Source organism: Microcoleus sp. AR_TQ3_B6 (assembly GCF_036702785.1).
GTDB lineage: Bacteria > Cyanobacteriota > Cyanobacteriia > Cyanobacteriales > Microcoleaceae > Microcoleus.
Window position 1 is genome coordinate 1 of the sequence record NZ_JAUBVJ010000106.1, and the last position, 25,293, is coordinate 25,293.

Annotated in this window: 20 protein-coding genes and 1 tRNA gene; 9 read left to right on the forward strand and 12 right to left on the reverse strand. The window is 44.5% G+C overall.

The features are described 5' to 3' along the window. Window positions 1-339: 339 nt before the first annotated feature. The 6 genes from QUB56_RS32005 to murA form a co-directional block, all read right to left on the reverse strand. Complete coding sequence (locus QUB56_RS32005; RefSeq protein WP_332960378.1) at window positions 340-585, reverse strand: hypothetical protein; 246 nt, start codon at window positions 583-585, stop codon at window positions 340-342. 15 nt (window positions 586-600) lie between these two features. Then, the gene (locus QUB56_RS37485) at window positions 601-807 is read right to left on the reverse strand and encodes a hypothetical protein (protein ID WP_445243423.1); all 207 of its coding nucleotides are present in this window, start codon (window positions 805-807) and stop codon (window positions 601-603) included. Window positions 808-982: 175 nt separating this feature from the next. Then, window positions 983-1,858 (reverse strand): DMT family transporter, encoded by an 876-nt coding sequence (locus QUB56_RS32010; RefSeq protein WP_332960379.1) that lies wholly within the window; start codon window positions 1,856-1,858, stop codon window positions 983-985. A gap of 172 nt (window positions 1,859-2,030) precedes the next feature. Then, window positions 2,031-2,112, reverse strand: a tRNA-Leu gene (locus QUB56_RS32015). Further along, window positions 2,091-2,960, reverse strand: coding sequence for a M48 family metallopeptidase (locus QUB56_RS32020; RefSeq protein WP_332960380.1), 870 nt, complete (start codon window positions 2,958-2,960; stop codon window positions 2,091-2,093). Before QUB56_RS32020 ends, QUB56_RS32015 begins: the two co-directional genes overlap by 22 nt. A 108-nt stretch (window positions 2,961-3,068) precedes the next feature. Next, the gene (murA, locus tag QUB56_RS32025; protein ID WP_332960381.1) at window positions 3,069-4,487 is read right to left on the reverse strand and encodes a UDP-N-acetylglucosamine 1-carboxyvinyltransferase; all 1,419 of its coding nucleotides are present in this window, start codon (window positions 4,485-4,487) and stop codon (window positions 3,069-3,071) included. A gap of 367 nt (window positions 4,488-4,854) precedes the next feature. On the opposite strand from murA, the gene smc reads away from it, so the two are divergent. The 6 genes from smc (at window position 4,855) to QUB56_RS32055 (ending at window position 17,163) form a co-directional block, all read left to right on the forward strand. Continuing rightward, window positions 4,855-8,928, forward strand: coding sequence for a chromosome segregation protein SMC (smc, locus tag QUB56_RS32030; protein ID WP_332960382.1), 4,074 nt, complete (start codon window positions 4,855-4,857; stop codon window positions 8,926-8,928). A gap of 68 nt (window positions 8,929-8,996) precedes the next feature. Beyond that, window positions 8,997-10,013, forward strand: a complete 1,017-nt coding sequence (locus QUB56_RS32035) for a PRC-barrel domain-containing protein (RefSeq protein WP_332960383.1) — start codon at window positions 8,997-8,999, stop codon at window positions 10,011-10,013. Window positions 10,014-10,508: 495 nt separating this feature from the next. Next, entirely contained in the window at window positions 10,509-11,531 is a 1,023-nt protein-coding gene (locus QUB56_RS32040; protein WP_332960384.1) for an SGNH/GDSL hydrolase family protein, read from the forward strand. A 325-nt stretch (window positions 11,532-11,856) separates the two neighbouring features. Next, complete coding sequence (locus QUB56_RS32045; protein ID WP_332960385.1) at window positions 11,857-12,879, forward strand: SGNH/GDSL hydrolase family protein; 1,023 nt, start codon at window positions 11,857-11,859, stop codon at window positions 12,877-12,879. Between the two features lie 141 nt (window positions 12,880-13,020). Next, window positions 13,021-15,201: a hypothetical protein gene (locus tag QUB56_RS32050; protein ID WP_332960386.1), complete on the forward strand. Its 2,181-nt coding sequence runs from the start codon at window positions 13,021-13,023 to the stop codon at window positions 15,199-15,201. Between the two features lie 129 nt (window positions 15,202-15,330). Continuing rightward, a complete protein-coding gene (locus QUB56_RS32055) occupies window positions 15,331-17,163 on the forward strand; it encodes a DUF6798 domain-containing protein (RefSeq protein WP_332960387.1) in 1,833 nt (610 codons plus the stop codon). A gap of 136 nt (window positions 17,164-17,299) precedes the next feature. On the opposite strand, the gene QUB56_RS32060 is transcribed toward QUB56_RS32055, so the two are convergent. From QUB56_RS32060 to rfbC, 4 genes are all read right to left on the reverse strand, one after another. After that, complete coding sequence (locus QUB56_RS32060) at window positions 17,300-18,274, reverse strand: glycosyltransferase family 2 protein (RefSeq protein ID WP_332960388.1); 975 nt, start codon at window positions 18,272-18,274, stop codon at window positions 17,300-17,302. Window positions 18,275-18,367: 93 nt separating this feature from the next. After that, window positions 18,368-20,176 (reverse strand): hypothetical protein, encoded by a 1,809-nt coding sequence (locus QUB56_RS32065; protein WP_332960389.1) that lies wholly within the window; start codon window positions 20,174-20,176, stop codon window positions 18,368-18,370. Between the two features lie 206 nt (window positions 20,177-20,382). Further along, window positions 20,383-21,255 (reverse strand): dTDP-4-dehydrorhamnose reductase, encoded by an 873-nt coding sequence (gene rfbD / locus QUB56_RS32070; RefSeq protein WP_332960390.1) that lies wholly within the window; start codon window positions 21,253-21,255, stop codon window positions 20,383-20,385. Then, entirely contained in the window at window positions 21,252-21,803 is a 552-nt protein-coding gene (gene rfbC / locus QUB56_RS32075; protein ID WP_332960391.1) for a dTDP-4-dehydrorhamnose 3,5-epimerase, read from the reverse strand. The genes rfbD and rfbC overlap by 4 nt, the downstream gene beginning before the upstream one ends. 50 nt (window positions 21,804-21,853) lie before the next feature. Between rfbC and QUB56_RS32080 the strand changes: the two genes are divergently transcribed. After that, window positions 21,854-22,528 (forward strand): methyltransferase domain-containing protein, encoded by a 675-nt coding sequence (locus QUB56_RS32080; RefSeq protein ID WP_332960392.1) that lies wholly within the window; start codon window positions 21,854-21,856, stop codon window positions 22,526-22,528. A 62-nt stretch (window positions 22,529-22,590) separates the two neighbouring features. Here QUB56_RS32080 and QUB56_RS32085 read toward each other — a convergent pair whose 3' ends face one another. Further along, complete coding sequence (locus QUB56_RS32085; protein WP_332960393.1) at window positions 22,591-23,136, reverse strand: Uma2 family endonuclease; 546 nt, start codon at window positions 23,134-23,136, stop codon at window positions 22,591-22,593. A 193-nt stretch (window positions 23,137-23,329) separates the two neighbouring features. Between QUB56_RS32085 and QUB56_RS32090 the strand changes: the two genes are divergently transcribed. Continuing rightward, a complete protein-coding gene (locus QUB56_RS32090; RefSeq protein ID WP_332960394.1) occupies window positions 23,330-23,935 on the forward strand; it encodes a Uma2 family endonuclease in 606 nt (201 codons plus the stop codon). Window positions 23,936-24,039: 104 nt separating this feature from the next. After that, window positions 24,040-24,657: a hypothetical protein gene (locus QUB56_RS32095; RefSeq protein WP_332960395.1), complete on the forward strand. Its 618-nt coding sequence runs from the start codon at window positions 24,040-24,042 to the stop codon at window positions 24,655-24,657. A 419-nt stretch (window positions 24,658-25,076) separates the two neighbouring features. Here QUB56_RS32095 and QUB56_RS32100 read toward each other — a convergent pair. Further along, the coding region (locus tag QUB56_RS32100; RefSeq protein WP_332960396.1) for a hypothetical protein at window positions 25,077-25,293 on the reverse strand (217 nt) is incomplete at its 5' end.

Here is a 25,293-nt window from a genome sequence, read left to right on the forward strand (position 1 = left end):
AAAATCCTCAAGAAAGAGCATTTATCTCGCGCAAGTCAATCTAAAATCTAAAATCTAAAATCTAAAATCGATTGACTGATTTAGATTTGGTATTAGGACTTACCCACGAGTGGTCAGAAACCGGGTTTTTTAACCAAATACGTGGTTGAAACCCTCAATATCGGTTAAAAAACCCGGTTTTTTTTGGGGCGAGTACGTCAGTCATATATTTATCAGTCCCAATATCCTGCGGGTAGTTCAGAATCTGTAAAAATTGACAGCGTTTCCCAATTTTTTACCCATTCCGGCAATTGGGCTACTTTTTTTTAGCTGAAGCGACATTTCTATTAAGGAAAATTCTCAATTGTGGAAATCTTGAATAAGTTCGGCTTTCAAGAAAATTTCATTTTTAGCTAAATCGGGAGTATTAGTCGCAATGACAATGCTGTTGCCTATTTCTAAATTGCAGATATAAACTTGTGCGAACACAGTTTGAATCGTTTTCACCGCTGCAGCATTAAACTCTGGTTTATGAAACAGGTGGACAACTAGAACACCTGCACTTGACAAGCGAGTTTTGCACAGTTGGTAAAATTTTTTTGTCACCAATCTCTAGGGCATCTAGCCGCTGCCAAAACCAGCATCCACGATTATTAAATCGTTTTTTACTGTGGGATTTTGTTGGGCTAGATATTCGCGGCCCTCTTGAAGGGCTACTTTGAGTCTGTCGTCGAATTGAATGCCAAAAATTTTTTGAGCTACTTCGACTACTTTTTGGTCAATATCTGTACATTCGACTATGGCGTTAGCGAAATAGTGGTGAAAAATCTGGGGAGGTTGCTAGCACCAAATCCGATTACATAGATTTTTTTTGGTAGAGTTTTCCAGACTAATGCTAGCAGCACGGCTCGGGAATAGGGAAAGATTAAATTTAGTGGATGGTTGAGGTCTAGGATTGATTGAGCTATATTTGTGATTAAGGTTTCTCTCTTTTCACATTTAATCACTTCAAACCCAATAATAGGGCGATTCCGCCGATCGCAGCCACTACGCCCACAACAGCCCGAAGGCTCACTTTTTCGCCCGCCAGCACCGCTAAAGGCAGTATAAATAGGGGACTGGTAGAAGTGAGTGCTTGAGCTATTCCTGCGGGTGCATATTTCAGCGAAGTCTGTTGCAGGAAAATTCCGAGATAGGTTCCTAAAAAAGCTGCTAGAATTATTGCACCTAATATTTTTGGCGCTTTTAATTGTTGAAAAGTGTCAAGGTTTGTTGGGTTCAAGAAGCATAGCATGACTGCGATGCCGCCGCTCAAACGCAAGGCTGCCGTCCACAGGGGATCAATATCTATTTGAGTGAAGGCGGCCCGTGATAAAATTGCTCCGGCGGCGTGGCTTGTTTGTCCTAATAAACTAATGGCTAATCCCTGCCAAAGATGTTTTGGTGGTAAGGTTGTTTCGGCTGTCCGTTCTGCAATTACCCAAGCTACGCCACAGATTGTTAAAAGAATGCCTGTACAAGCAATGGGCGATAAGTTTTCTTGCAAAAATATTAAGCCAAATAAAGCTGTTAAAGGGGGGGATAGGGTTTCTAAAAGCAGCGTTCGCCTCGCGCCTAAATATTTTAATACGAGAAAGAAAGCGGTGTCTCCGATGCCAATTCCTAGGGCGCCGCTGATGAGCAGCATTGCTAAAATATGGGGATTGACGGATGGTAAAGATGTGCCTAGAATTAGCACGGTGGCCAGGAGCATGAAAAGGGCGATCGCGCCTTTGAGCAAGTTTAGCACCACTGCGGGCATTTGCTGTCCCACTCGCTGCCAGATTGTGGAAGATAGAGCCCAGACAAATGCAGCGCCTAAAGCGGCGATTTCACCCATAAAATCTGTTGACGGTTGACGGTTGACGGTTGACGGTTGACTGACTAATGACTAACAACTAATGACTAACAACTAATGACTAATGACTGTTGTTACCAATTCCCCATGCCATATAAATTAGGGTTCCAGACTTATCATCTGGAACCCTAGATTTATTAAGATTTTCTAGCAGTGGGCGGGGAGAGAATCGAACTCTCATACCTTTCGGTGTCAGATTTTGAGTCTGATGCGTCTACCAATTTCGCCACCCGCCCTTTTGGGTTTCACCATCATAACACACCGATCGATTTCGTGCAAGCAAAGATTCATAATCTTTTGAACTTGCCCAGCGATCGATCTCTCGGGCGCGCAATACTGGTACAGGATGGGACAACTGAGCCGTCTGAGCTTGTTTGAGCATTTCTCCCAGTTGAGTGGTGCTGAGGTCGTCGTAGGCCCGCGCCTGCGCTAAAAACGCATCTACATTCAGTTTCGGAGCTAAAGTCGGCGAACCTCCGGCCAGTTTCATCAGCACCGATGCTACCACTTTTGGGTCTTGGGTGGCGAGCAAGGCGGCGCGATCGCACGTAAATTCGGCACACCGCAACCATTCCAACATTTGCGCCTGCAAACCCTGCACCAGCACGGTTCCCACAGGTGAAATTTGACCGGCGGCCAACACAATTAAATTAGCCAGAGTCAGGTAAACTCCGTGTTCGCACTTCAAATGCCCCAACTCGTGAGCGATTACTGCCTTAACTTCCTCGTCTGTGAGCAAATCAATCAGAGAAGTGTGCATCACCACAAAAGGCTGTTTTCCCCGCATCGCAAAGGTGTAAGCATTCGGCATCGGGTGCTGGCGGACATAAAGCTGCGGCACCTCCAAATCCAGAGTTTTGCAGGCATCCACCAGCAATTGATGCAGGTGGGGCAATTGATTTTCGCCGACTTGGACGCTGGAGGCTAGATTTTCGAGCATGAAAAACTGTTCGCCAAGTTGTCCCAGCAACTGCCGCACTATCAAATCCAGGCCGGGCAGTTGTTTGAGAGTGCTGGTGGCTTCCAAGTCTAGCGGGTGGCGAAACTGGTCTGCTTTCAAACCTATGAGCGGTATGTTCGACATTGTAGTGATTATTCGTTAGTCAACAGTTAACCGTCAACAGTCAACAGTTAACCGTCAACAGTCAACAGTTAACCGTCAACAGTCAACAGTCAACCGTCAACTGACTAATTAACAGTTTAAACCCGATCGCACGGGATTGACAGGAGCCTCAGCAGTCGCCGGGTCTGTGCCCTCTTTGACGCGCCGCAACTTAGCTCCCAATTTTTGCAGTTTCACCTCTAACTGCTCGTAGCCGCGGTCTAAGTGCTGCAAGCTGCTGATTGTGGTGACACCATCGGCTGCCAGTCCCGCTAGCACTAACGCCGCCGAAGCCCGCAAATCTGTTGCCACTACTGGCGCACCCGACAGCAGGGACACTCCGCGCACAATCGCTACATTGCCTTTAAGGCGAATGTCGGCGCCCATGCGGTTGAGCTCTGCTACGTGGCGCAAGCGATTCTCAAACACGGTTTCTTTGATCAAGCTGTCTCCTTGGCTCAGGGTCAGCAAAGCCATAAACTGAGCTTGCATATCTGTGGGGAAACCTGGGTAAGGCAGAGTTTCGATGTCTGTGGCCGAGTGAGTTTGGCCGGGAACTATCCGCAGAAGGTCGGGGGATTCTGCAATAATTTTCGCCCCAATTGTCTTCAATTTGGCAATGACTGCGGTCAGGTGTTCGGGAATTACCGGCGATAAAGTGATTTCGGAGTGAGTGATGGCTCCTGCTACTAAAAATGTTCCGGCTTCAATGCGATCGGGAATAATTGAATAGTCTACCGCGTGCAGCTTGGGAACTCCCGAAATGACGATCGTATTCGTGCCGGCGCCTCGAATTTTTGCTCCCATAGCGCGGCAGAAATTCGCCAAATCTGCCACTTCCGGCTCTTGAGCCGCATTTTCAATCACGGTTTCTCCTTCAGCCAGAGTCGCCGCCATCATCAAAGTTTCAGTTGCGCCAACGCTGGGGTAGTCCAAATAAATTTTGGCTCCTTTCAGGCGTCGGTTCGACCCTTTGACGTAAGCGTGAACCGTGCCGTGGTCGATGTGGACTTCGGCGCCGAGGGCTTGCAGACCCCGAACGTGCAGTTCAACGGGTCTGGCGCCGATGGCGCACCCACCCGGCAAGGGTACTTTGGCAAATCCCAAACGCGCTAGCAGTGGCCCGATGATGAAGAAGCTCGCCCGCAGTTGGCTGACTAATTCGTAGGGGGCTTGAGCGTCTATGAGGTTGCTGGCGTTGATGTCTAAAACGTCCCCGTTCCGCTGTAACTTGACTCCTACAGCCGAGAGAATTTGCCCCATGCGGGCGACATCGACCAGACCGGGAACGTTGCGGAGACGGCAATCCTCTGGGCATAGCAGGGCTCCTGCCATGACTACTAAGGCCGAGTTTTTGGCGCCGCTGATTTTGACGTGTCCTTTAAGGGGCTCCCGACCCCAAATTTGTAATACTTGTTCGTCGCTTTCAGGTGAAGCTGGCAGGTGAGACGAGTTCTGAGCTGGTGTAATGGGTTTGCCCTCCATAATGCGCTTCGTTACTTTATACATTATTAATTTTGGTTCGATTTTACCGGAAAGTTTTTATATGTCTAGGGGGCACATGAGTAATTCCAGGCATTATATTTCCTGTCATTGAGTCTGGGTGAGGCTTTCAGCTACGATCGCACAAATAATGCCGCTCGAGTCTCCTGTAGTTATCTGTATCAAAATTTACGTTCGTTTGTGGGGGGGTCGCTCGGATCGCAGATGTTGTAGCTTTGTCAATAAGCTTTTTAAGTAAAAGCCGACTGGGTTGTTGACAAAGGTGTAAGATATCGGTTCGATCGACTATGCTGGAAAGTTCGCACATTGTCGATCGCCCCAGTGCCTGTGCTACCCTGTGACAACAACCTAGAGCCAAAGCTACTCCTAGCATATGGTTCACATTAAACGGATTGAACTAACTAACTTTAAATCTTTTGGCGGCACAACGTCCATTCCCGTGCTGCCGGGTTTTACTGTGGTTTCCGGGCCCAACGGTTCTGGCAAGTCCAATATCCTCGATGCTTTGCTGTTTTGTCTGGGGCTTTCGAGTTCTAAGGGAATGCGGGCAGAACGTTTGCCGGATTTGGTCAACAGCGCCCAAAACAAGCGCGGTACGATCGAAGCTAGCGTTACTGCGACTTTTGCGCTGGAAGATGTGGGGGAGGAATGGTTCGCCCGGGATGAAGATGAGGAGGAAAATGCAGCAGATGAGGTCGAAGGGATAGAAATTGCCGAAACTTTAGACAACAACGGACAATCACTTGCTGAAGAGCCAGAATCGCCTCTATCTGTTGAAGAAGTCGCAGGGATAGAAACTGCCGAAACTTTAGACAATAAGGGCAAGCCATCTCCTGTCAATCGAAAATCCAAAATCCCAAATCTAAAATCGGCAGAGTTATCTGTTGAAGCAGAGGAAGTCGAAGGGATAGAAATTGCCGAAATTCAAGACAACAACGGCCAATCATCTCCTGTCAATCTCAAATCGCCTCTATCTGTTGAAGAAGCCGAAGGGATAGAAAGTGCCGAAACCCAAGACAACAACGGAGAATCATCTCCTGTCAATCGAAAATCCAAAATCGAAAATCGACAATCGGCAGAGTTATCTGTTGAAGACGTAGAAGAGATTGAAATCGCAGCAACTCAAGACAACAACGGGCAACTACTCGCTACCAATCGAAAATCGAAAATCGAAAATCGAAAATCGGATGAGTGGAGTGTGACGCGCAAACTTCGGGTAACTCGCCAAGGTACTTACACTTCAACTTATTACATTAACGGCCAACCTTGCACCCTGACTCAACTTCACGAACAACTCAACCGCTTGCGAATTTATCCCGAAGGCTATAACGTCGTGCTGCAAGGAGACGTTACCAGCATTATTTCGATGAATTCTAAGGAACGCAGAGAAATCATTGACGAATTGGCTGGGGTGGCTCAGTTCGATCGCAAAATCTCTTTAGCTAAGCAGAAGTTGGATGAAGTTAAGGAGGTGGAAGAACGCAGCCGGATTGTGGAAAAAGAGCTGATTACTCAGCGCGATAGACTTGCTTCCGATCGCACAAAAGCGGAAAAATATCAAAAATTGCGGGCGGAACTTCAAGAAAAGTCGCAGTGGGAAATTGTGCTGAAATTCCGCCAATTGCAGCAGCAAGAATGGAAACTGCGAGAACAAATCGAAACGGGCGATCGCACTTCTGCATCTCTCACCGAACAACTGGAAACAATTAGCACCCAAATTCAAGAAGCAACGGCCGAACTTGACGCGCTGAATGCCCGCGTTAAAGCTTTGGGAGAGTCGGAACTGTTGGCTTTGCAAGCGACGATTGCGACTCAGGAAGCGGAACGGCGGCAACTGCAAAACCGCAAACAGGATTTAGAAATAACTGCTGGCCAAATGGCGGCTAATGTAGCACAAACCGAGTCAGAAGTTCGGGAATTTCGACAAAGTTTGGAGCAAATTGAGATTGAAATATCTTATGTTAAGTCTCAGCAGGGGAGTTTTCAGGAACAGCGGGACGCAGCCCAGCAAAGTTTAGATGAAAATCGGGAAGTTGCAAATGCGATCGCCTCGACGGCGGAAGCTTGGGTACAGCAGCAAACGGAACTGCACCGCCAAATTGAAACAATTCAACAAACTTTGGAACCGCAGCGTACAGAACAAGCTACTATCGGAGAAAGAGCCGATCGCCTGGAAAGCCAAATTCAAGAACAAAACCAATCGCTGCAAGTATTGGAACAAGAAATTGAAGCGAAAAAAGCTCAGCAATCTCGCCTTGTGGAAACCAAAGGCATTGCATCTTTGCAAGTAGAATCGCTGAATCAGATTTTAGTCGAAGCCGAACAAGAATTGCAACTGCAACAGGAAACTCAAACTCGTTTGTTGGAAGAACAGCGGGAAAGACAGCGCAAATTAGACAAACTAGAAGTGCAGTTTCAAGCACTGCAAGAAGCGACGGGAACGTTTACTGCAAAAATTGTCGCGCAAAGCGGAATTGGCGGAGTTTGCGGCTTGGTAGCTCAACTGGGCAGGGTAGAACCGCGCTATCAGTTGGCGCTGGAAATAGCGGCGGGCGGCCGCATGGGCAATATGGTGGTGGAAGATGACAGCGTGGCTGCAGCTGCGATCGAATTGCTGAAACAAAAACGGGCGGGAAGGATGACGTTTTTGCCTTTGAATAAGATTAGAGGCGGCAGGTTTTCGGTGAATGAAAATTTGCGGCGCGCGGCTGGGTTTGTGGAGGTGGCTGTTAATTTAATTGATTGCGATTCGCGGTATCAGGAAATTTTTGCTTACGTTTTTGGCAGTACGGTGGTGTTTAGCAACCTCAGCGATGCTCGCCGCTATTTGGGACAGTACCGAATTGTCACTTTGGACGGGGAAATTTTGGAAAGTAGCGGGGCGATGACTGGGGGAAGTTCTACTAATAGATCTACCTTGCATTTTGGCACGGTTGATGGTAGCGAGGCTGGTAGTGAAGCGCGGACGATCGCTTCTTTACAAGAAAGGTTGGAGGAAATTGAGCGGATTTTGGAAAGGTGCAAAATTGCGATCGACCGCGCGTCTATTTCAGTCAAAACTCGCAGCCAAGAATTGATGGAAGCGAAACAGAATTTGCGCGAAAATCAGTTGCGCTTGGAACAGTTGGATTCAGAAATTAAGAATTTGCAAGCGCAACAGGCACAAGTGCGATCGCAAATTGCGAAAAACACACAGGAATTAACTAATTCGCGATCGAGATTGCAGTTGCTAGAGGGAGAATTGCCCGCCCAGGAAACTCAATTGCAGCAGTACCGGCAAACTTTGGCGCAGTTGGAAGAGTCGAACAGTCACAGCGAATGGCAGCAAATGCAATCGAGTTTGCGCGCACTCGAAGCGCAACTGCAAGAGCGAGAACAGGCTCTGAGAAACGTCCAGCAGCGCCAAGGAGACTTGGAAAATCAATTCGGGCGTTTGGAAGAGAAAATTAAGGAAGGCAGCGAGAAATTGCAGGAATGGCAAGTGCAGCAAAACGCGGGGGCGGATGCGATCGATCGCATTGTTTCGCAGCAGTTAGAACTCGACCGGCAAATTGCCGAAGCTAAGGCGGCTTTGGGGGAAATTGAGGAAAAATTGGGCGTGCAGAAGGGAGAGCGCGATCGGGCGGAATCTCAATTGCGAGAGAAGCATTTAGCCAAACAGCAGTTACAATGGCAGTCGCAAAAACTGCACGAAACCCAGCAAGAACGCCGGGAACAATTAGCCTCAGTCCGCACTCTATTGGAAGCGCAGCGGGCGGAAATGCCCGACCCCGTGCCGTCGATTCCTGAAAATGTCGAGAAAGCCAATTTAACGGAATTGCAGCAAGAAGTAAAGGCGATCGCCAAACGCATTCAAGCCCTAGAACCAGTCAATATGCTAGCCTTGGAAGAGTACAACCGCACTCAAGAACGCCTTCTTGAATTGAGTCAAAAATTGACAACATTAGAAGGAGAACGCACTGAACTGCTGTTGAGAATCGAAAACTTTACCACCCTCAGGCGGCGCGCTTTTAAGGAAGCTTTCGACGCGGTTAACGAGAACTTTCAGACTATCTTTGCGGAACTTTCCGAAGGCGATGGCTATCTCCAGCTAGATGACGAGGAAGACCCCTTCAGCAGCGGCTTGAATTTGGTTGCTCACCCGAAGGGCAAACCCGTACAGCGGCTGGCTTCCATGTCTGGAGGCGAAAAGTCGCTGACGGCGCTGAGTTTTATTTTTGCGCTGCAACGCTACCGCCCATCTACGTTCTACGCCTTTGATGAAGTGGATATGTTTCTGGATGGGGCAAATGTGGAGCGATTAGCTAGAATGATAAAACGACAGTCTGAACAAGCCCAGTTTATTGTTGTGAGTTTGCGGCGACCTATGATTCAATCAGCACAGCGTACAATAGGTGTTACTCAAGCACGGGGAGCTTATACTCAAGTCATAGGACTGAAGTTGTAGTCCCGGAGTCTTTGTTAACTATCGTGTTGAGTGATATATGTACTTAATAAATCAGGATTAAACTTAGAATGACATCCGAACAAATTTGCCAACGCTCCGACATTCTCGGCACTCAGGTCATCACCCGCGACAGAGGTAAACGCTTGGGGGTGGTTAGTCAATTGTGGGTGGACATTGATCGGCGGGAAGTTGTGGCGATCGGTCTGCGAGATAATATATTTGCGGTCGCTGGAATGCCGAGGTTTATGTTCCTCAGCAATGTCAGCGAAATCGGCGACGTGCTGTTGGTGGAAGATGAGAGCGCGATCGAAGATGATCTTGATGTTGAAGTCTACAGCATTTTGATTAACAGCGAAGTTATTACCGAAACCGGCGAACTTTTGGGTAGGGTGCGGGGCTTTAGGTTCGACCCCGAAGACGGTAAGTTAGTTTCTATAATTATCGCTTCCCTCGGCATCCCCCAAATCCCCGACCAAGTTCTCAGCACTTACGAGTTGGGGATTGAGGAAATTGTCAGCAGCGGTCCGAATCGCTTGATTGTGTTTGAAGGTTCCGAGGAAAGGCTCAGGCAGCTTACGGTGGGTTTGCTAGAGCGCGTCGGTTTGGGCCAAGCACCTTGGGAACGGGAAGAGGACGAGCAAGGTTATTATCCGAAACCCGTGGCTACGGACCATCAATTGGGCCCGGGCGTGCGGATACCTGCACCGGAAATGCGCAGCAAGGTAGCGCAGCCTGCGGTAGAGGAAGTTCCTTGGGATGAGGATTCGCAGTGGAATCGGCCTGCGGTGCGCCAGCCGATGCGCGCGGTGCAGCCTGAGCCGATTATCGACGATTACGAGGATTACGAAGAGGATAATTGGGGCGGCGAGGAGGACGATTACGAGGAGGAGTACGAGGAGAAGCCACAGTACACTCGCTCTGAGAGTCCTCGCCCGAAGCAGCCGGTGGTGCAGTACGAGTACGAGGATGATGTGGAGGCCGATGCTTGGGCTGACGATGAGGCGCCGAAGTCTTACAAGCCTCCTCGGGTGAATATCCCTGAGAAGACTAAGACTCCTGAGTACGAGGAGGAGGCTGGTTATTAGAAATTAATCGATCGGTTGGGCGGGTTTACGAGATTGTGTGTTTTAGACATAGATATTTGGTGACACCCGCCCCTACATACCATTGTAGGGGCGGGTTTTACAAGCAATATTTGAGGTTCACCCATAATTTAGATAAACCCGCCCCCACACAGCCGATAATCTAGATTAACCTGAGGTTCGAGCTCATCCCAAAAAATGTAGATGCCGATTATTCCTTGGGCGGGGGCGGGTTTATTATATGGTTGGTCTTACACCGATATGGTTGGTGAAACCCGCCCCTACAAGAGTCCTGGGGGCGGGTTTTACAAGCAATATTTGAGGTTCACACACAATTTAGATAAACCCGCCCCCACAGAGCGGATAATCTAGATTAACCTGAGGTTTGAGCTCATCAAAAAAAATGTAGATGCCGATTATTCCTTGGGCGGGGGCGGGTTTATGATATTGTTGGTCTTACGCCGATATGGTTGGTAAAACTCGCCCCTTGGATAAATTATGAAAAAAGATTTTATTAAACTCTCTATTTTCAGGTTAATAACTTATCTAATTTTTCCAATATTTCTATCTGTTACCAGTGCAGAAATCGTCTTGCGAGTTCTGGGATACAAACCCTGGCAAATAGAAAATGTTGATGTTGCTGTCGAACCAAAAGGTAACTTTTTTACCAAAGACTCGGAACTCGGCTACAAACATTTGCCGGGAAAATTCAAGGTAACACTTAACGGCAATTACTCATTTAATGCAACTCACCTCAATAATAGTCTCAGAATAACACATCCACTCAATACTTACAATCAATCCTCAAAAAAACCTGAGATTTGGATATTTGGCTGTTCTTTTACCTATGGTTGGTCATTGAATGACAGCGAAACTTATCCTTGGTTGCTGCAAGAGAAATTACCCAAATATGAAATAGTTAATTTTGGCGTTAACGGCTACGGCACGCTGCACTCGTTGATTCAATTCAAAGAAGCACTCAAACAAGGAAATCAACCAAAAATTGCGGTGATTGCTTATGCGAGATTTCACAACCCTCGCAATACTTTGTTAAGGTCGACAAGAAAGCACGTGGTTCCTTGGAATAAACTGGGTATTGTGTTCCACCCTGATGCTAGGCTGAATGGAGAAAATAATTTTACCTACAGCATGGCTAAAATTGAATATCACGAGTTCCCGCTGATGCGGGTTTCTGCATTAAGCCATTTTTCGGAGGTTATTTACAATAAATTTGAACAAAAATTGTATAGAAGCCATGAGGTTTCTAAGGCAATTATTGAAGAATTTAACCGTGTGGCTGAGGCTAAGGGTGTCAAGTTAGTTGTGGTGGGAATTAGTAGCAATTCTACTAAAATGTTGCAGGAGTTAAGTCAGGAGGGAATTGCTACGGCGGATATTTCGGTTGATTTGAAAATACCTGCCAATAATAATTGGCCTCATGACGTTCATCCAAGTGCGGTGGCGAATCGGCAATATGCAGAAAAGTTGGAAGGTTTTTTGCAAGATACTGTTTTAAGGTAACAATCTTGGACGCGCATCCCTACCAAAGAAACCGGGTTTTTACCGAAATTAAAGGCTTTGATGCAAGATTTTGGCAAAAAAACCCGGTTTCTGGCTACCCGTGCGTCCAGGACTATACAATTGATTTAGGGTTGCTAGACTGATGGGATTATTTGATGTTGTTTCTTTTAAATTGCCTCGAAAATTTCTGATTGATGGGTTTTTCTTGTTTTTAGTTGTTCTCGTCACAGTGGTAGATTCCGATTATTCCTTGGGCGGGGGCGGGTTTATTATATTGTGGGTCTTACGCCGATATGGTTGGTGAAACCCGCCCCTACGATAAATTATGAAAAAAAATTTTATTAAAAGCTCTATTTTCAGGTTAATAACTTATCTAATTTTTCCAATATTTCTATCTGCTACCAGTGCAGAAATCGTCTTGCGAGTTGCGGGATACAAACCCTGGCAAATAGAAAATGTTGATGTTGCCGTCGAACCAAAAGGTAACTTTTTTACCAAAGACTCAGAACTCGGCTACAAACATTTGCCGGGAAAATTCAAAGTAATACTTAACGGCAATTACTCATTTAATGCAACTCACCTCAATAATAGTCTCAGAATAACACATCCACTCAATACTTACAATCAATCCTCAAAAAAACCTGAGATTTGGATATTTGGCTGTTCTTTTACCTATGGTTGGTCATTGAATGACAGCGAAACTTATCCTTGGTTGCTGCAAGAGAAATTACCCAAATATGAAATAGTTAATTTTGGCGTTAACGGCTACGGCACGCTGCACTCGTTGATTCAATTCAAAGAAGCACTCAAACAAGCACATAAACCCAAAATTGCGGTGATTGCTTATGCGGGATTTCACGACCGCCGCAATACTTTGTTAAGGGCGAGAAGAAAGCAAATGGCTGCTTGGAATAAACTGGGTATTCTGTTGCAGCCTGATGCTAGGCTGAATGGAGAAAATAATTTTACCTACAGCATGGCAAAACTTGAATATCGCGAGTTCCCCCTGATGCGGGTTTCTGCATTAAGCCATTTTTTGGAGGTTAATTACAATCAATTTGAAGAGGGATTGTATAGAAGCCATGAGGTTTCTAAGGCAATTATTGAAGAGTTTAACCGTGTGGCTGAGGCTAAGGGTGTTAAGTTAGTTGTGGTGGGAATTAATAGCGGTTCTGTTAAGATGTTGCAGGAGTTAAGTCAGGAGGGAATTGCTACGGCGGATATTTCGGTTGATTTGAAAATACCTGCCAATAATAATTTACCTCATGACCTTCATCCAAGTGCGATCGCGAATCGGCAATATGCAGAAAAGTTGGGAGTTTTTTTGCAAGATACTGTTTTAAGGTAACAATCTGGGACGCGCCTCCATACCAAAGAAACCGGGTTTTTACCGAAATTAAAGGCTTTGATGCAAGATTTTGGCAAAAAACCCGGTTTCTGACTACCCGTGCGTCCAGGACTATACAATTGATTTAGGGTTGCTAGACTGATGGGATTATTTGATTTTGTTTCTTTTAAATTGCCTCGCAAGTTTCTGATTGATGGGTTTTTCTTGTTTTTAGTTGTTCTCGTCACAGTTGCAGTAACTTCAATCTATGTATCCAGCGAACATACTTTTTATTGGTGGGATTACGCGGGATACAATACCGCTACAGTCAACACGGCAAATTTATTTCGAGACTCGCCAGAGCGAGCATGGCGCGGAGTTATAGAATCGCTATCTAAGGAAAAAAACCTGTTAATTTCTTTGCCGTTAGTGCCGTTTATTCTCTTATTTGGCGAGTCTCGGCTGAGTTACATTCTCAGCGTATCCCTGATTTATGTGCTGCCGTTTCGCCTGTTGCTGGGGGCAATTTCTGCAAAGCTAATTCCAGTTTATTCCCGCCGGGTGTTTTGGTCTACTGTGCTGCTGAGTTTATTAATTCCTATGAGTTGGATACCGACTCTGCGGGGATATCTGGATACTGGCGGCTGTGTGTTTGTAGCCTTGGCAATTTTGCTTTATTTGCAGGATGTTAAGCTGAAAGCTTGGTGGAAAATCCCGTTGATTGGGTTTTTGCTGGCGGCGGCTATTCTGTGGCGGCGCCATTTTGCTTATAGTGCGATCGCATTTTTTGGTGCAGCGACTTTACAGGCTTTCATCGAGTTTGTTGTACTAATATACCGTAGGGAAAGGGCCTTGTCGTCTTCACAAGATAAGGAGGTGGCCGTGCCATTTCCCTACAGATGCTTGTTTGAATCCGCTGTAAAGTTAGGGTTAATAGCTGCAACTAGCTTGACTATTTTAATGTTGGTAGCGGGAGATTTTACTCGCAGTGCTCTGACGGTTGACTACCGCAATTTGTATGTCGCTTGGAGTTTGCTTGTAAATGATATTTTAACTCGTTATGCGGATTTTTACGGGTTGGGAACTTGGCTGCTGGTACTGATTGGTTTTTCTGCGGGAATTCTCACTCGAATGCTGGTTCCGGCGGCGGCTATTTTTGTTTCCTTGTTTGGAGTTTTCTCGCTGATTGAATGGCTGTTAGTCTTGCGTTACGGCTACTTGCACTATACAATTCATATTACACCGATCGCACTTTTAGGAATATCCACATTTTTCTGGACAACTTGGCTGACACTCAAGGGAAAAGTCCGGTATTTCATGCTGGGCGCGGCGGGTTTGTACCTGGTTTTGAATGCCGCAGTCGGGTTAATTCCTCTCAAAATTGATTTGTCAAGACTGTTTATGGCTAATTTTCCGCCGTTAGTGCGATCGGACTACGACGAAGTTGTAAAATTAGTAGAGTTTTTGCGAAAATTAGCACCGAATGAAGAACCGATTTATATTGTCGGTGCTTCTAACAATTTCAATGCTAACATACTCAGACAAGCTAACCGAAAATTAAACCCGCCGGAGGGTTGGTGGAAATTAAATACCATCGGGAGGCCGCAAATTGACTCGCGCGATACTTACCCGCTACCGGAGTTGTTGCAGTCACAATATGCGGTGGTTGCTGTACCTTTTCAGCAGGTGTTACCGACTGACGAACAAGTTTTGCGATCGCAGGAACAAGATGTTGTTAAAGTTGTGTACGATGCCTTTACTCAAAACTGGGAAATTGCCCGGGATTTCCAATTGCTACCGGAACAGTTTAAGCTAGAAAACGGCGTGACTGTCAGCGTTTACCGGAGGGTGCGGCCGACTGATACAGCAACGGCAGTTAGGACTTTGGATGCGATGCAGCGGCAAATAGTCGATCGACCGGGCACGCAGTTAGATTGGATTAGTTTGCATCAATCAATCTACACAAGTGCCAATTATTCAGTCAGCCAAAAATCAAATAACCTATATCATATTGTAACTAATCCAATTAAAAACAGCAAGAAACTCGATACATCTTTCCTGTATTTAGGTGCCATCTCAGACAAAGCTAAAGTTACCGGCAAACTCAATTTACCTAACAAACAATGTCCGGGAATTGCCCTGCGCTTGACTTTGTGGGACAAGCAAGGTAAATTAGTAGACTCAGCAGAGATGGCTTACAGTCAAAAAAGTGATCTCGGCTTAAATCTATTAGTTGAGGGCAAAAATCCAATTTATCTGCTGCTTGAGGTATTGAGTAGCAGCAAACAGGATTTAACAAACCAATGCCAACTGGAGATTAACAATTTAGCTGTCAGTAGGTAAGTTTAACCGTAAATAAGACAAGATTGCCTAAATCATTAATAGATACAGAAACCGCAGATGTAAAGCAGATAAACACAGATAGACGCAGATGTATTTGAAGATGATTTGGGAATGATTGCAAGAGGTATAATGCAGAAATATCAAAAATCCCACAAGTATTTTAATTTATCTCTCTATACTTTTGTCATCATCGGCTCCCTGATGGCAACTGGCTATATTTTCCCGATTGGAGGCAATTTTCCCGAAGTGCCGCCAATTCAATTTATGCTAAATCCTGAACTGTATAAAAATGATTATTACGTTCAGGAAATGGTGAAATTTAATCCCAGATACTACTATTATTATATTATCTATTTGCTCGCCAACTTAGGAACCAGCATTCCCCTAGCGCACTTTATTTATCAATTCCTAGCCTTTGGTTCATTTATCCTCGCTTGCTACGCAATTATCAATATCTATACTAATTCCAAACTGCCTGCCGCAGCGATGGCTTTTTTATGTATAGCCGCTTCATTTACAGATGTTGGTAACACCCTGATATTTTCCACCAAATCAGTACCCAGTACCTTCGCAATGGGTTTCGCAATCTGGGGAATTTACTTTAGTTTGCGCCAGAAATGGCTGACCGGATATTTATTTTTTGGGCTGGCTTGTTTGCTGCAATTTTTAGTTGGTTTGTTGCCGGGATTGATGATGGTTCCCGTTTTATTTATTGAATCTGTAAGACAGCGGAATTTCAAAACATTGATTTTGGCGATCGCACTTTTAGCAGCAATGGCAAGTATCGTTTACGTACCGATGTTATTAACAGGTACTACCAGCACTCACACTATCGACAACGCCCAGTTTGTCTACATTCACGCCAAAGTCCGCAACCCCCACCACATCCTCCCGTCAAATTGGGATTTTGGGAATTGGTTCAACTTTATATGTTTCATAATGGGTGGGTTGCTGTGCATCAAAAATTCGGATTTATTGCGAAAAGAAGACAAGATTAATTTTTATGTAATTGTTGGCACATCAATTTTTGCACTGTTGCTAAATTACATATTTGTAGAAGTTTACCCGCTGGCTTTTATCGCCAAACTACAGTTAGCTAGAACCGTACCTTTTGCTCAATTAATCATATTTATTGCTATTGGTTTGACAATTGATATACTTTACAGACAAAAAAGAATAGCTATTAGCTTGTTGCTGTTAGTTGTACTAACTTTGCCTTTTAGGGGTATCATTTTCCTAGGATTATCAGTGTGGCAAACAAAAAAATACGTATTTCCCAAAAGATATAATATATTGTTGTGGATTTTAGCAGTAGGAACGGTAATTTTCAGCTTGATATATCCGGTGACTGATTCCTGGGAAATAATGGGCGATAGAATAATTAGCATCCCAGTCCTTTTCTCAATCCTCGCCTTCCCATTCATTTTAGAAGAAATAACCCTTGCTACATCTATAAAACAGACTCTAACTCACACATTAGCCTTAATAACTACCGCCACCTTAGTTTTTGGAGTAGCAGGAATTCTGCCCAAACCTATATTAAATTTATTTCAAACAAGAATTAATATCAATGCCGTTTCCAGTGACGACTTAAGCAGATTAGCTGTGCGATTTTCGCAAATTAGCAGCCGCGATTCACTCGTATTAATTCCACCTTCAGTTACCAGCTTCCAGTTTTTCTCCGAAAGAGCGATTGTCGTCAACTTCAAGAACTTTCCCTTTACCGAAAAAGGCATCAAAGAATGGCAAAATCGCATGGAAGCTGTTTTAGGGGTTCCCTTAAACCCGCAAATGATTTGGGGAGGAAATGACTTTTTTATCCGCCGCAGCAGTGCAGATTTAGTCAAAGTAGCCAGAAACTATCATGCCGATTATATCCTGACTCGTACTGACTGGCACCCAAATATTCAAGGAGAAATCGCCGACAAACAAGGCAAATGGATACTTTATAAAATTAGGTAATAGGTAATTGGTAAAACTTGTTAAATTTCAATTAGACTTTTATCTTAGTCGGCCGACACAGACTTTGCTTGTCTATAAGCAATTTCAACATCCGATTTATCTGCGTTAATCAGCGTTAATCAGCCTTAATCTGCGGTTAAATATCAAAACCAGAATCATCAATAATTTCGCTAATTTGCTTGTCCACATAATCAGCATCCACATTCCGCGCCATCAACTCAGCTAAAATCCCCAAAGAAATCAACTGCACCGACAGAATTGTACACAAAATCCCAAAAAATAACAAAGGTCGATTCCCGATCGGCCCAAAATTCATCCCCGCCAAATTCAGAAACCAAATAACTATCAAATAACTCAGCGAAACAGTTCCAACCAAGCCAAAACACAATCCCAAACCCCCAAACAAATGACCCGGTTTGTGTAAATACTGCGTCGTGGCTAACACCGTCAACAAATCAAGAAATCCCCGCGCATAACGTTCCCAGCCGTAATTCGATTTTCCATGCTTGCGCGGATGATGTTCCACAACTACTTCCCCAATTTTAAACCCTAAATTGTTGGCTAAAGCTGGAATGTAGCGGTGCAATTCCCCGTACAACTTAATCGACTGCAAAACTTCCCTACGGTAAGCTTTAAAACCGCAATTCATATCGTGCATTTGCACCCCAGTCAGCAAACACGCAACGGCATTAAACAGCTTGGAAGGTAAAGTTTTAGAAAGCGGGTCGTTCCGCCGTTTTCGCCAACCAGAAACTAAATCAAATCCCGATTCTAAATGATGTAAAAACTTGGGAATTTCAGCGGGGTCATCCTGAAGGTCAGCATCGAGAGTAAAGATAATTATCCCTGCTGCATTGCGAAATCCTGCTGAAAGTGCGGCGGATTTGCCAAAGTTGCGGCGCAGTTTAATCGCTTTAATGAGTTGGGGATGTTGGCTGGCTAAATCTGTGATTTCTTGCCAGGAATAATCGCGGCTACCGTCATCTATGAAAATGACTTCGTAACTGTCAATTTCTGTTTGGAACATGACAAGTTGGATTTTTTCAAATAGCACTTTGAGGGTGGCTTCTTCGTTGTGAACGGGGATTACGAAGCTGAGATGTTTTGGCATAGGGCTATTCTATTTCATTGGTGTTGTAAATGAGGTTTTTTTTATTAACCGCAGAGGGCGCAGAGGCCGCAGAGGAGGAGAAAGAGAGGTTTTTTAGTTTTTATTGATAACTTGGGAGTTTCGCAAGGCTACCCAACCTTTGCGGTTTTTAAAGGAGGCATAGGCTGTCAATAATTTATCTGCTGGTGATGTTTGAATGTATCCTCTCCAAGCTGCGAATTCGTAGGAAGGGCCAAACAAGTTAACTAACTCTGGGCGCGGAAATCCTGACATGGCGAAACCTCTAACGACATTTTCTTGGTTGAGAATGGCAATACATTTTACATTGTTTTCGGGGTCTCCTACCCAGCCAGTTACTCTCGCTGCTTTTGGTGCAAGTTTGGTGACTGTATCAAAATATCCGGGTACTCCGTCTTTGGGTGCTGACAGTAAGTTTGGAGCGATTTTTGTGGCTAATGCTGCACAGAAATTGTGTTTTTTGATATCTCGGTTAAAGGGTACTAAATTGTTAGTTTTTAAGGCGTCGATTAATCCGATAAAAGCGGCGGGTTTGTTGCCTACGCGGTCTTTAATTAGCGTTACGTCGGTGATGCCTAATTGCAGTGATAATGCTACTAACGGTTGATAGGTTGCTCTGCGGGCGATCGCCATTGCAGTTTCGCCTCCCACCCCGTACATTAAAATAATGGCGACTGTGGCGACTGCAAACAGCGGTGTCAGCCAACGCCCTTGAATTCTTGGTGTTGGCTGCCACTCGCGCACCCACAATACTGTCAGCACAATTGTGCTCATCCAAAACAAAGCTGGGAGTGTGGCGTAGCGGGAAGCGGTGGCCTGTTCGACGCCAAATCCCGATCGGCTAACCGCAGCCATTAACGCCGTTTGCAGCGTGTAAAGTTGGATTGATAGCCAAGGCAGCCAATCCGGGCTATCGACCTTTTTTACAAATAGCCAATAACTCACAAAACCCGTCGCTGCAATCAAACCAATTATACCAATAATTGAAGCAAAAATAATATTTTCGCTAAATATTCCGCCGAGATAAGTGGGAATATATTCGATAGTTTTGAGCGGGTTAATTTTAGTTAAAGAAGGGTGATGAGCTGGAGTTTTATAAGTTAAAAAATAAATGCCAATCACCGCAATCGAAGCAATGAAATACAAATAAGTGATTCGCCGCGGAAACCGCAGTACAACAGCAGCAGCACACAATATCGGCCACAAAGCTAAAGGAGTGCTGTAACTAATACAGCCTAAAACGCCAAAAATAATGCTGCCAATTACCCACTTATTTTCTAAATGTGGGGGCTGGCACGGGGGCACCGATCCTACAAACTCGTTCCCCGGCTGTGCCTGGGAATAAATATCCAGAGGCTCGGCCTCCCTCTTACTTGACAAAAGCGTCACATAGCATTGCAAACAAAATATCGAACAAATCACAAATAAATTAGCAATTATCCAGTGAACGCCGCTGAAGCCCCGCATCCAATTGTGAGCCGCCGCCGGAGTAAAATTAAAAATAGAAATGCAAAGCAGTAGCGAGATAAATTGCAGCGGAAAACGCCTCAATTTTAACGGCAGTAGAGCAATTAATATATGGCACTGAATCCAAGCCAAGAACCAGGCAACTAAACATAAACCAATATTTGAGCCTTGGGTGACAACTATATTCAATCCATAAATAATTGCCGGAATCAAGACAAAATGCTCGTTCGCCCGAAATATCCAATTAAAAGGATTTGTAGAGAAACCGTCTACTGAATAAAAATTCCACGTCATCCACCAATAATCAAAATTAGACAAGTCTCCCGCTTGTGATATCAGGTACAAAATATATGATGCTGGTATTAGAATGCCGAAAACTGATGCGGCAATTAAAACATATTGTTGCTTAACTTTCATGGATTCCGACATGGGGAGATTTTTAATTGGTAAGGGCGGGTTTAGGCGAGAAACTTTGCAGATAACAGGTAACTCATGAACATAACCCGCCCTCGCGTTTTGAATTTTCCTCTTGAACCAGAAACCCGGTTTCTTCCTGTCTGTCTAGTCGTCAAACCAAAGATGGCGCGCTGAAACCGGGTTTCTTTCTATGGGTAAGTCTTATTTCATTTCACTTCTCTTACCAGCATTTGTCTGAGTCCTTGCCGCCAGTGGGGAGGATGCGTGCCTAGAAGTGCTGATATTTTTACCGTAGAGAGGACAGAAAAAGCCGGACGTTTTGCGGGTGTCGGATATTCGGAGGTGGTGATGGGAATTACGCGCTGAACTTTTAGGGGAAAGCCGAGTTTTGCTGCTTCCTCAAAAATGGCGATCGCAAAATCGTACCAACTACAAACACCGCTATTAGTGTACTGGTAAGTCCCAAAAGTTTCTGACCCAAGGAGAGGAATAATTTGCGAAATTGCCTCCGCTAAATCCCTAGTCCAAGTAGGACTTCCGATCTGATCTGCTACTACTCGAATTTCTTCCCTTTCTTTTCCCAACCTCAGCATGGTTTTGACAAAATTACCTTTGCCGCCGTTGCCGTAAACCCACGCGGTTCTAATAATAATATGTCGGTTTCCCGCTTTCCGGATTGCTTCCTCGCCTGCTAATTTCGACTTCCCGTAAGTTCCCAGGGGGTTTGTAGAATCTGTTTCCAGATAAGCAGAACCGTGACTACCGTCAAATACATAATCAGTAGAAAAGTGAATCAAACTTGCTCCCAGTTTTTCGCATTCTTCGGCGAGAATTCCGGGTGCAATGCCGTTGACTGCGTTTGCTAATTCCGGTTCGCTTTCCGCTTTGTCTACCGCAGTGTAAGCACCCGCATTGACAACTAAATCCGGTTGAATTTCAGCCATTGCTTGACGGATGCTTTCGGGTCGGGATAAGTCGAGGCGAGTGCGATCGACCGCAATTACCTCTCCCGAGGGTAATAAAATCGGCTGCAATTCTTGAGCTAGCTGTCCGCTGCCACCTGCGAGTAAAATTTTCATTGTTCAAAAACTTGAGCTTTTTTGAAGGTTTGTCCCGCTTGGTCTTTAGCTGATAAGATTGGTTCGGCACCATCTAGCGGCCAGTCGATCGCCAAATCGGGGTCATTCCACAGGATACACCGCTCGTGTGCCGGTGCATAATAATCTGTAGTTTTGTACAAAACTTCAGCCGTGTCCGAAACCACTAAAAAACCGTGAGCAAAGCCCGCCGGTACCCAAAGTTGCTGCTTATTTTCAGCACTCAGCAAACACCCCACCCACTTTCCGAAAGTGGGCGAACTTTGTCTAATATCCACCGCTACATCAAATATTTCGCCAGCCACTACCCGCAGCAATTTGCCTTGAGGCTGCTGGATTTGGTAGTGCAAACCGCGCAGCACATTTTTAGAGGATTTGGAATGATTGTCTTGAACAAATGCTGCCGTCACACCTGTTGTTTCGACAAAAGCTCGGTGATTGAAACTCTCAAAAAAGAAACCGCGATCGTCTCCGAAAATTTTTGGCTCAACGATCAGGAGTTCCGGGATTTCAGTAGATATAACATTCATAGTGGGCTAGATCGCGTGATAAACTCATACTCAGTCAAGGCTATTTTACTATGAAAACTGACACATATCTCAAAAAGTTGTACGCCAATCGATTTGATTCCCGACAAATGCAAGCGAAGGTGGCACTCTGGAAAGTTTTAATTGACGATTTTTTACAAAATTATGTTCCTCCAGACTCAGCGGTTTTAGATATAGGTGGCGGTTACTGCGAGTTTATAAATCAAGTTAGGGCTGAAAAAAAATGTTTAATTGACCTTAATCCTGATTCAAAGTTATTTGCTAATGCTGATGTGAATGTGCTTAATATTGATGTGTTGAATTTGGAGGCTTACACATCTTTTACCGAACAGTTCGATCGTATTTTTATCTCAAATTTTTTTGAGCACCTCCGCAACAAAGAGGAACTTGTAGACATTATCTCGTTTTGCTTTAATGCCCTTAAGCCTAGCGGTTCTTTATTGGTGATTCAGCCGAATTTTAAATATTCCTACCAGGAATACTACGATTTTATCGACCATCAATTACCGATAACGCATTTATCGCTGCAAGAGCTTTTACAAACTGTCGGGTTTGAAATTGACCTGATTCTACCGAGATTTTTACCGTTTTCGACGAAAGGCAGACCAGCCTCGCCCTTGCTGTTAAAACTTTACTTAAAATTGCCTTTTTTGTGGCGATTTTTGGGAGGGCAAATGTTTGTTAAAGCATCGAAACCCAACAATTGAGGAGCTTTCTCAATATCGACACTTCCAGTTAGAGGCGGAAAATGATAATGTATGGAAATCGCTCATTTTAATAATTCATCTACTGGAATGCTAAAACCCGGTAAAACAATTTGAGTGCTAACAGTTTCCCCAGCAATAAAGATGCTTCTGGTTGCTTTTGTGACTACAATAATCCATTGGTTTTCCGGATATACCAGCCAAACTTCCTCACTTCCCGATTCTAAATATTCTGTAGCTTTAGCAATTACATCTTCCGCCAAATCTGTTGGAGAAACAATTTCAGCACATAAAGGAAAACTTTGCGGCAGCACTTTGAGATTGCCAAATTGTGCTGCTAATTCCGGGGGAAGGTAGGCAACATCAGGATAGCGCCCCTGGTTGTTTGTGCGGCAGGGAACATCAGTATAAACCTCCCCTTCTTGTCCGCTAGAGTCTTTGTAGGTTCTCCAATAAAAGTAAAGATTTCCTTGCACCTTGCTATGCTTGAGAGTCAGACCATTTTTCTCCAATAATTCGCCATCAACCCACTCTTGCAGATCCGGTGGACTTTCCATCCATTCTTCTAGAGAGTAGATTTCCGATTGGGCAACAACTGTAGAAGTTATCATGTTTTTGCGTCTGGGCGGGGGGAACTTTTTTTCTATGATACCAGATGCGATCGAGCTTTGGTTGACAAAAGCGCGATCGCACTTTGTAGATTAGACTGTTAAGTGTTATCATAAAATTTACAAAGTATCCAGCATTTCCGGCTTAGCCAAATCAGGATGAATCTGCCATAAAAGCATCACTTTGAGGACAAACATGATGACAGAAACTCAATCATATGCCGCCCTTGCAGTCAATATTCCACTAACACTAACACTCACCGTTACCCACGAACAGTTCGTTGAATTGGCGATCGCCAATCGAGAGTTACAATTAGAACGCACAGCAACAGGAGAATTAATCGTGAACCCACCAACCGGAGGCGACACAGGATATCGGAATCTGGATATAGAAGGGCAACTCTGGCTGTGGAATCGGCGAACAGGACTCGGTAAAGCATTTAATTCTTCTACTGGTTTTCACCTGCCAAATGGGGCCGATCGCTCTCCTGATGCGTCTTGGGTGCGTCAAGAAAGGTGGGACGCACTCACCCCAGAACAAAAAGAAGGCTTTCTTCCCTTAAGTCCTGATTTTGTGGTAGAACTTCGTTCTAAAAGTGACAATATGAAGCTACTGCGAGCGAAAATGAAAGAATACATGGAAAACCAGGTTCGTTTAGGTTGGTTGATAGATAGGAAAAATCGAAAAGTGGAGATTTACAGACAAAATCAGGAAGTGGAAGTGCTGGACAATCCTGCAACTTTGTCGGGTGAAGATGTGTTGCCGGGGTTTGTCTTGGATTTGACAGAAGTTTGGAGATAAATACTGAGTCGTGTAAAAAATGGGCGATCGGGCATAAGTTATCTTCTAAGGAGGTAAAAATTGATATATAATCAACCAACAAACACATTGCGATTTCAAGCATTATGATCGATCGCAAAATCTTACAAGAATATCGAGAATATAACTTTCGTTCATACTTTGAATTACCTTACGAAACAGACGAAATTTTAGCAGAATTTGATTACTCGCTAATTAAAGCTGAGTTATGTCTGCCGCATACGTCTAGAGAACTAGGAGAAATAGACTCTCTCAAACAAAGAATTAGAGCAACTTTGCCTTTTCTCAGTCTCAGCAGCGAAACAGCTAGAAGAGAATCTTTAGTATCGCCTGTTTTGCTGGACCTCGTTCGATACTGCCAATGTCAACTGCGATTTGAGTATACTCTAAACGTTAATAGCTGGTTAAAAGGAAATTTAGATTATCTCGTGCAGTCAAACCACGACTTGCTAGTTATTGGAGCCACAAAAGACGATATGACTAGAGGATTTACTCAACTAGCTGTAGAATTAATTGCTATGTCGCACGTGGCCGACAAAAATATTTTTTACGGGGCGGTGACCATGGGAGATGTCTGGCGATTTGGCAAGTTAGATACAAGTAAGCAGACAATTTTTCAAGATGTCAATTTGTTTAGAGTGCCTGATGATTTAGAAGATTTAATTAAGGTCATGGTGGGAATTTTAGACGGTGGCTTAATATAATTATCTCAAATATTAACATTAGGAATTAGGAGCGATCGCTTTTGCAAAACATTTATTATACCTACTTAATCAAAGGTGGCAGATTGCCATAATTTAGCCTTTCTACATATTTAATATGGCGTCTTGTAATGAAGCTTGAATGAAAGTTTGAACTAGCTTTCTGAATCTACCCTTAACACCCGATTTTTCTTCCTCTCCTTGGGTTTTAACCCGTAGCTGTGGCAGTAAAATTATCGAAAACTGAACCCACTGCCAAATCTTACTGATGTCAGGTTCATCTAGCTGACGACATGAATAATCATTTTCTATAAGATACTCAGCCTCTAAATGGGAATAGTTAGAAACTGTTTCTAACCAACCAGATTTCCAGTTAGCAAACCCCCCTCGTCAACCTGGTATCCGCTTAATTGCAACGGCAATTATTTCTGGTAAATGTGGAATACGGCACTGCCCATTGGTGTCAGCTTAACGTCAAACTGACCGTCTCTCTTGTTTGTATCGGAGTCTAGATCCCCCCTAACCCCCCTTAATAAGGGGGAAGAGTCTTCTCTCGCGTCCCCCTTAGGATCGCGAATTAAATAACTTACAATTTTAATTATTATTGTGGGATGGGCGTCCCGCCCGTCCAAAAAGGAC

Bases quoted from the DNA above. Each gene is read 5' to 3' on its own strand.
- QUB56_RS32045 (WP_332960385.1), top strand. From the start codon at position 11,857: ATGAAAAAAAATTTTATTAAAAGCTCTATTTTCAGGTTAATAACTTAT.
- QUB56_RS32085 (WP_332960393.1), bottom strand. From the start codon at position 23,136: ATGATAACTTCTACAGTTGTTGCCCAATCGGAAATCTACTCTCTAGAA.
- QUB56_RS32095 (WP_332960395.1), top strand. From the start codon at position 24,040: ATGATCGATCGCAAAATCTTACAAGAATATCGAGAATATAACTTTCGT.
- murA (WP_332960381.1), bottom strand. From the start codon at position 4,487: ATGTATAAAGTAACGAAGCGCATTATGGAGGGCAAACCCATTACACCA.
- QUB56_RS32035 (WP_332960383.1), top strand. From the start codon at position 8,997: ATGACATCCGAACAAATTTGCCAACGCTCCGACATTCTCGGCACTCAG.
- QUB56_RS32080 (WP_332960392.1), top strand. From the start codon at position 21,854: ATGAAAACTGACACATATCTCAAAAAGTTGTACGCCAATCGATTTGAT.
- QUB56_RS32065 (WP_332960389.1), bottom strand. From the start codon at position 20,176: ATGAAAGTTAAGCAACAATATGTTTTAATTGCCGCATCAGTTTTCGGC.
- QUB56_RS32090 (WP_332960394.1), top strand. From the start codon at position 23,330: ATGATGACAGAAACTCAATCATATGCCGCCCTTGCAGTCAATATTCCA.
- QUB56_RS32050 (WP_332960386.1), top strand. From the start codon at position 13,021: ATGGGATTATTTGATTTTGTTTCTTTTAAATTGCCTCGCAAGTTTCTG.
- QUB56_RS32055 (WP_332960387.1), top strand. From the start codon at position 15,331: ATGCAGAAATATCAAAAATCCCACAAGTATTTTAATTTATCTCTCTAT.
- QUB56_RS32010 (WP_332960379.1), bottom strand. From the start codon at position 1,858: ATGGGTGAAATCGCCGCTTTAGGCGCTGCATTTGTCTGGGCTCTATCT.
- QUB56_RS32060 (WP_332960388.1), bottom strand. From the start codon at position 18,274: ATGCCAAAACATCTCAGCTTCGTAATCCCCGTTCACAACGAAGAAGCC.
- QUB56_RS32040 (WP_332960384.1), top strand. From the start codon at position 10,509: ATGAAAAAAGATTTTATTAAACTCTCTATTTTCAGGTTAATAACTTAT.
- QUB56_RS32020 (WP_332960380.1), bottom strand. From the start codon at position 2,960: ATGTCGAACATACCGCTCATAGGTTTGAAAGCAGACCAGTTTCGCCAC.
- rfbD (WP_332960390.1), bottom strand. From the start codon at position 21,255: ATGAAAATTTTACTCGCAGGTGGCAGCGGACAGCTAGCTCAAGAATTG.
- smc (WP_332960382.1), top strand. From the start codon at position 4,855: ATGGTTCACATTAAACGGATTGAACTAACTAACTTTAAATCTTTTGGC.
- rfbC (WP_332960391.1), bottom strand. From the start codon at position 21,803: ATGAATGTTATATCTACTGAAATCCCGGAACTCCTGATCGTTGAGCCA.